The 7941-nt window shown below is 68.6% G+C and carries 3 protein-coding genes; 2 read left to right on the top strand and 1 reads right to left on the bottom strand.

Translation table 11 applies throughout. From position 1 onward, the window contains the following. Nucleotides 1-54: 54 nt before the first annotated feature. Nucleotides 55-6072, top strand: a complete 6018-nt coding sequence (locus tag BEP24_RS15200) for a PA14 domain-containing protein (protein WP_216093152.1) — start codon at nt 55-57, stop codon at nt 6070-6072. Between the two features lie 4 nt (nt 6073-6076). Beyond that, on the top strand, nt 6077-6487 hold the full coding sequence (locus BEP24_RS15205; protein ID WP_065964829.1) for a hypothetical protein: 411 nt from the start codon (nt 6077-6079) through the stop codon (nt 6485-6487). Between the two features lie 410 nt (nt 6488-6897). On the opposite strand, the gene BEP24_RS15210 is transcribed toward BEP24_RS15205, so the two are convergent. Next, the gene (locus BEP24_RS15210; RefSeq protein ID WP_065964831.1) at nt 6898-7716 is read right to left on the bottom strand and encodes an SDR family oxidoreductase; all 819 of its coding nucleotides are present in this window, start codon (nt 7714-7716) and stop codon (nt 6898-6900) included. Between the last annotated feature and the right edge of the window lie 225 nt (nt 7717-7941).

Raw genomic sequence — 7941 nt, forward strand, 5'->3', positions numbered from 1 at the left:
TACGCGAACATCGGCAACTCGCGGATCAACAACGCACCGAGCGTTTGGCGGACCGTGTTGAAGTTCCCGTACGAGCAGCTCTACGGCAAGCAGATCCTCTCCGCACAGCTGACGGAGACACAGGCCAACTCCGGGACCGCGACCGCGACCACGTCGGTCGCCGGGTGGGCCTCGGCCTACGCGTGGAACTGCGGCGTCCGTAACGCATCCCGCACGAACTTCACGGCCGGGTACACCGGAACGGCGTCGTTCGACGTGACCGGACAGGTCCAGCAGTGGACCGACGCGAGCTCGGCCGGTGGATCGTTCTGCCTCATCGGTGACGAGAACGCCGGTGCCTACACGTACAAGAAGCTCGACGTGTCCCTCTACCTGCAGTGGGAGGACAAGCCCACCGTCGCCGGGGCGGTGTCGAGCGTGCGGGACCCGAACCCCGGGTTCCCGGATCAGCAGACCTCCCCTGGTGCAACGACGTCCGGCGGAGCCGCTTCCTCGCCGGTGACGTCGTCGTCGACGCCGACACTGGCGGTGAAGGCGACCCAGGACGGGGCGCAGACGTACCCGCTGATCTACCAGTTCTTCGTCGGGACCACGACCGATCCGTGGGGCTCGCGGGTGTGGAACACCGACTGGACGAACGCGCCGAGCGCACAGAGCCCGACGTTCCAGGCGACGGTCCCGCAGGGGGTGCTGCAGCCAGGGACGCAGTACTGGTGGAACGTCGTCGTGCAGGACCCCTACGGAGTGCGGGCGTGGACTCCGGCCTACCCGATGGTGACGACGTCGCTGCCGACGGTCGGTGCCAGCGGATCGTTCACACCTGCTGACGGTTCGGTCGTCGCGACGACGACTCCGACGTTGACGGCGCCGCCGGCGGTGTCGACGAACGGGCAGCCGCTCAAGTACGAGATCCGCGTCACCAGTGGTGCCGACGGCACGTCGGGCCAGATCGCCCAGTCGCCGCTGTGCGCCCCGACCGGCAGTGCGTGCACGATCAACGCGGACGGGTCGATGTCGTGGAAGGTGCCCGACGCGGTCCTGCAGGACGGCGGGTCCTACACGTGGGTGCAGGTCGTCAACGACACGTTCGGTGACTACCTCTACACGGCGAACTCGACCACGGGCGTGAACCGGTTGACGGTGAACTCGCGCGTCACCGATCCCGGCCCGGCATCGACGGACGCTGCAGGCCCCGTGACGGTGAACCTCGGCAACGGCAACGTGGCCGCGTCGTTCTCCTCGCCGACCGTGCGCACCCTCGGTGGGGACATGGGGATGAACTTCTCCTACAACTCGCGTATCGCATCGAACCGCGGTCTCGTCGGCACGTACTGGAACGTCCCGGCCAACACCGCGACGTTCGGCCGGGGCGATTCGATGACCCCGAACGCCGTGCAGACGCTGGTCCGCACCGACTCGGGTGTGAGCTTCGACTGGGGGAGTGCAGCGCCGGACGACGCCGTCTCGCAGTCGTACTTCCAGGCCAAGTGGACCGGGTACATGACGCCCCCGTCCGGGACCTACTCGTTCGGGTTCCTCGCTGACGACGGGGTCGCCCTGCAGCTGGGGACCACCGGGATCATCACCGACCAGTGGGGGGATCAGCACCAGACCTCGCCTCGCATGGAGACTGCCGCGAACCAGGTCTTGACCGTGAACGGGTCGCAGTGGTCGATCGGTTCGCAGTCGGGCCAGCTGCCGATCCCGATCACGGTGGACTACTACCAGCGCGGCGGATCCTCGAACGTGTACCTCGAGGTCCAGCAGCAGTCCGGGTCCTCGTGGGTCAACACGCAGGTCGTCCCGTCGAACTGGTTCACGAAGTCCCCGACGCTGCTGCCGTCCGGCTGGGCATCGTCCGCAGCGATCATGGGTGACGCGGGAGCGTACGTCTCGGCGTCGAAGCAGGGCGGTTCGGTGATCGTCACAGACACCGACGGCGGCACGCACACCTACGCCCGGACCGCTGCCGGCGGCTACACCCCGCCCCCGGGCGAGCAGGGGGTGCTGGCGTCCGACGAAGCCGGCAACCTGGTCCTCACCGACGAGGGCGGTACCGTCTACCAGTTCGACACTGCCGGGTTGGTCACGTCCGTGACCCCGGCCGCCGACCTCGGGTCGAAGCCGGCGAACCCGGTCCCGGCGTACAACAGCAGCCGACAGCTGACGTCGATCTCGGACCCGCTCTCGGCGTCCGGGTCCGGCACGTCCCTGGCCTACGCACGTCAGGTGCGGTTCTCGTACCTGTCGAACACCACGATCGGCTCGAGCGCGACGAACGGCACCAACCGGGCCGCGGGTGCATGCGCGCCGCCGTCCGGGTCCGCGTACCCGACCGCGGTCACCACGACCGCACCGGGGTCGCAGTCCGACGCCGGGATGCTGTGCCAGATCCTGTACCCGGACGGCACCACCACGCAGCTGTACTACGACACCACCGGACAGCTCGCCCGGGTCGTGGACCCCGGCAACGAGGTCACCGACTTCGGGTACACGCTGAGCTCGAGCAGCGGGACCTACCTGCTGTCGACGATCCGGAACTCCCTCACCAACGACTGGCTGGCTGCGGACAGCAGCCGGAACGCTGCCGGGCCGGTGACGACCGACATCCGCTACGACGGAACCGACCGCGCCACCTCGGTGACGCTGCCCGCCCCGGACGGGGTGACCAGCGCCTCCCGTCCGCAGAAGACGTACGGCTACGGCGCCCCGGACACCAACGGAAACCGCACCAGCACGGTCGACGTCGCCGGGATCACGGTCCCGAACGGGCACGCATCGACGGTGACGATGGACGCCGCGCTGCGGCAGACGTCGGCGGCGTCCGCGTCCGGGCTGACCAGTACCGCGGTGTGGAACAGCCGCGACAACCAGCTTGCCTCGATCGACCCGCAGGGTCGTGAGTCGAGCACCGTCTACGACCAGCAGGACCGCGCGGTCGCCTCCTACGGCCCCGCACCGGCGTCGTGCTTCGGACAGGTGCAGCCCGCGACCGCGATCCAGAACGCCAACGGTCCGCTGCCCACGGGCGGGGTCTGCGCCGGCACCGGGACCCCGGTGGCGCAGACGACGACCGCGATCGACGGGAACCTCCGCGGGCTGGCCGCGTCCTGGTACAACAACCAGACCCTCTCCGGCGCCCCTGCGGCGATGACGCTCGGCGTGCCGACGGCAGCGGGCGCGAACGGTGGGAAGACCGACGGCGCGGTCGACTACGACTGGTCGACCGGCGACAACGCCGTCAGCCCGATGACCACGCCCACCGGGACGGTCGTCGGCGGAACCGGCGGCGCGAACTGGACCGTGTCGTTCACCGGCCTGGTCACGTTCCCGACCGCGGGGACGTACCGCTTCTACACGTGGGCGGACGACGGCACGAAGCTCTGGATCAACGACCAGCTGCTCATCAACGACTGGGGCCCCCACGGCCCGCACGTCCAGGCCGCCACGAAGCCGATCACCGTCTCCGCGGGCCAGAGCCTCCGGATCCGGTTGAACTACCTGCAACAGACCGGGACGTCCCGGCTCGCGCTGGCCATGACGACCGGCAACACGCCGAGCACGTACACCGCAGCGGACGTGGTGCCCGCGTCGATGCTGTCCCCGGCGTACAACCTGGGTACCTCGTCGACGACCGCCGACGCGGTCCCGTCGGGCGCGCAGGCCAGCCAGATCAGTCCGATCACGACGGCCACGACGTACTCGCGTCCCTGGTACGGCACCGTCGACGGCACCACCGTCGACCCCGCCGGCCTGGCCCTGAAGACGTCGACCACCACAGAGGCTCCCGGTGCCGGCTACCTCCGCTCCCTGACCCGGACCCTGCCCGCGCAGGCCGCGGCAGCATCGACGAACGCGTACTTCGGAGCCGCGCAGACGATCAAGGACGCCTACGGCACCACGGACGGACAGATCTGCGGCGTGGACGTGTCCACCCCGCAGAACGGGATGCTCAAGTCGACCACCGGGCCGACGCCCGCGACGGGCAGTGCCGTCGTGACGTCGTACCTGTACGACGTGTGGGGTCGCACCGCCGGGACGAAGACCACCGGCGACGACGACTGGTCGTGCGTGACCTTCGATGCCCGAGGCCGGACGGTGAAGGCGGTCACCGCCGCGTTCAACGGGCAGCCGAGCACCACGGCGACGTCCTCCTACTCCGCCGACGGTCTCACCGCAGCGGTCTCCGACGGAGCGGTGTCCGGGTCCCCGAACGGCTCGACGACCACGGCCAAGACCGACCTGCTCGGCCGCGTCGTCAAGTACGTCGACGTCTGGGGCACCACGACCACCACGTCCTACGACCAGGCTGGTCGGATCACCTCGACGCTGGCGGTGACCGCGGACGGTGTGCAGCACTCGACGGGGCAGTCGTACGACGTGGACTCGAAGGTGACGCAGTTCACCGCGGACGGGAAGATCGTCGCGGTCCCCACCTACCAGCAGGGTGAGGTCACCGCGGTGGCGTACCCGGCGGGTGCCGGGAACGCCGGCAACGGCACCTCGGTCACGGTGACGAAGGACGGTGCCGGTGCACTGACCGGGTTGGCGTGGTCGTTCCCGAACAACCAGCCGCAGGTCACCGACCAGGTGGTCCGGTCCCAGTCCGGTGACGTCCTGAAGGACACCACCGCCCTCGGGGCGGCGTCGAACGCGTCGACGTACTCCTACGACACGGCCGGGAGGCTCGTGGCCGCGTCGATCCCGCGGCACCGGTTGACCTACGGCTTCGGTGCCAGCACGTGCGCCCAGTCGGGTGGGGTCGCTGCGGCCGGGAAGAACGGGAACCGGACGGCTTCGTCGGACCAGCTCCTCGACGCCTCGGGCAACCCGGCGGGTGCGGCGACGCAGGTCGCGTCCTGCTACGACGCAGCGGACCGGCTCATCGGGACCACGGTGACGAACCCGGTCACGGGAGCGACGCCGGTGAACCAGTCCTTGACCGGTGCGCAGCTGGTCTACGACGCGCACGGGAACACGACCACCCTGGCTGACGAGACCCTCGTCTACGACGGGCAGGACCGGCACGTCCAGACCGCACTGACGGACGGGTCGAAGGTGTCGTACGTGCGGGACGCGTCGAACCGGATCGTGCAGCGCACGGAGCAGACCCCGAACGGAACGAAGACCGTCACCCGGTACGGGTTCACCGGCGACGGTGACACCCCGGACTTCGTCTACGACGGCGCGAGCAAGCTCACCGAGTGGGACCTTCCCCTGCCGGGCGGGGTGACCGCAGAGCTTCGTGGGACGAGCGCGGTGTGGTCGTACCCGAACATCCACGGGGACATCGTCGCCACCACCGACGGTACAGGGCAGCTCGCATCCCAGGTGCTGCCGGTGTTCGACCCGTTCGGGCAGGTCATGGACCAGGCCACCGGCCTGTTCGGCACGGCCACGGCGAACCAGTCCGGGCCGGACACGCAGCAGGGCAACGCCGACTACGGATGGCTCGGGCAGCACCAGAAGCTCAGCGAACACCTCGGCTCGATCGCCACGATCGAGATGGGCGCCCGGCAGTCCGTCGCAGCGCTCGGACGATTCCTGCAGGTCGACCCCGTCGAGGGCGGCACCGACAATGCCTACGCGTACGTCAACGACCCGTTGAACGGACTCGACCTTGACGGTAACAAAGCGTGGAAGGTGGGGGACTGGGTCAACCTGGCAGACAACATCAGTTCAGGCCTCGGCGTGGCCGCACTTTTCGGCTGTGGCGTCTGCGGCATCATATCGTCCGTCCTCGCCGTCGGTGTTGGAGTGTACAAGCTTTCAAAGGGTGACAAGTCGGGCTGGCTTGATCTAGCGGGAGCAGCAAGTTTCGGCGTGGGGCGAGGGCTTGAAGCGGGAGTCAAGGCCTATCGTGGAGTTCAAGCGGCTTCGAAGGTGGGAAGAGTTGCGCGGAAGGCGGCGGCAATCGGTCGAGCCAGAGGTGCCCGTGTTGCCAAGTACGTGTTCAATTCCCACAAAGCGGCCGACTTTGTTTACGGAGCCGGAAGAGGGGCAACATGGATTCATCAGTCCGTGAGCAACCGGCAGTCTTGGCTTTACCCCCCACGACGCAAGAAACGGTAGAAGGTTGGAGTTGATCGCATTTTTCGCCTTCATCGGGGCGACGGTGATCGTGACGATCACTGGAGTCGCTGCGGGAAGGAGAAGCGCATTGAGGAGCGCATTCCGGAACAACAGAGTTCTTTGGGAAGCGCATTCCGATGAGGAGATGCAGAGGATCCTGGGTGCTCGAGGTGCGCCCTTGATCGCGGTGCATAAGCGGAACTCCCAGCGATATCTCCAGTGGCTCTTCATTGATGACGATGGAGCATACGCAGTCGAGACATGCAAGCTCGACCCTCGGGTCGAGTTCGTCAGTCCGCGATCAGGGCTCACCTTGACGGAGTTGCGCGACCTCACGCGGGAAGCGCGGGTACCGGCCCGCCCCCGGATCAGCTACAGAATCTGGTCGGACTACTTCGACGAGATCGGCAAGTAGCTTACTGACAAGAGGCTCATTTCGACTTCAAGTCGGCGTCGTCCCTGATCCACCCGCCTAACGGCATCTGTTGAAAGCAGGGACAGGGTGTTCCGATGTTCCAAATTCGCTGGCGCAGGCGTGGTATGGGGGTGACGGAGGTCGTCGGACTTCGCGGCCCGGCTACCTCTCGGGATGGTTTTTCCGGGCATCGTCGATCGGCACTACCGTGATGCCCTGCTCCTTCGGCACTCCGGGACCGTGTTGGCAGATTGCGGCGTCGGCCCGCCGAAGCGTCTCCTCAGTAGTTCGTCCTAGCTGGTTCGACGGACGAGCCCCGCGCCTCCGATCGCGAGACGTGGCTCGAGAAGGCAAGGAGGGCGCGCCGCCGGTCCGCACCAGCGACGCGCCCCTCCCACAGTCCTCCCGGATCAGGCCCCGTGCGCCTCCTCCGCGACCGGCTGCCACGCACGCCACGTCGCCAGCCGCGACTCGTAGTCCCGCTCGGCGATGCCCAGCGGTGCCTTGCCGAAGAAGACACGCAGCGGCGGCTCCTCGGCATCGACGACCTTCAGGATCGCGGACCGCGTCGCCTCCGGCTTGCCCGGGTCGGCTGCCGACGGACGCTTCGACGCCGCCTCACGCACCTCGGCGTAGGCCTCGAGCTCGTCGCTGTGCTTCGACGACGGACCCGACCAGTCGGTCGAGAACCCGCCGGGTTCGACGAGGGTCACGTGGATCCCGAAGCCCGCGACCTCCTGGGACAGCGACTGCGACAGGCCCTCGAGTGCCCACTTCGACGCGTGGTACGCGCCGACGGTCGGGAAGGCGCTGATCCCGCCGATGCTCGACACCTGCACGACGTGGCCCGAGCCCTGCTCGCGCATGATCGGCAGCGCGGCCTGCGTGACCCAGAGCGCGCCGAAGAAGTTCGTCTCGAGCTGCGCGCGGACCTCGTCCTCGGTGAGCTCCTCGACCATGCCGAAGTGGCCGAAGCCGGCGTTGTTCACGACCACGTCGAGGCGGCCGAAGTGCTCGGCGGCCTGCTGGACGGCGGCCACGTCGGCCTCGCGGTCGGTGACGTCGAGGCGGATCGCCAGGAACGTGTCGGGGTACTGGTCGACGAGCGCCTGGACGTCGTCGGTGTTCCGTGCGGTGCCCGCGACGGAGTCGCCGCGCTCCAGGGCGGCCTCCGTCCACTCGCGGCCGAAGCCCTTCGACGCTCCGGTGATGAACCAGGTCTTGGCCATGTCGCTCCTCGTGTTCGGTTGCGGTGACCCCGGCAGGCAACGCCCGTCGCCCCGGCGCGACCTGAGCGGCCGGGTGACAGGCGGCCGACACCGCCCCCGCAGGCGGTCGACACCGCCCCCGCCGGCGGCCGCCGGCCGCCGCACGACCGGACCACCAGCGCCGGACCACCGGACCACGGCCCCACCGCCCGCCTGCTGACAGCCCGCTCGCCCACCCCCGGGCAC

The sequence above is a fragment of the Curtobacterium sp. UCD-KPL2560 genome (genome assembly GCF_001705035.1).
Taxonomy (GTDB): domain Bacteria; phylum Actinomycetota; class Actinomycetes; order Actinomycetales; family Microbacteriaceae; genus Curtobacterium.

What these genes read in the sequence shown, in the direction of transcription:
- BEP24_RS15210 (WP_065964831.1), bottom strand. Translation starts at nt 7,716, where the DNA reads ATGGCCAAGACCTGGTTCATCACCGGAGCGTCGAAGGGCTTCGGCCGC.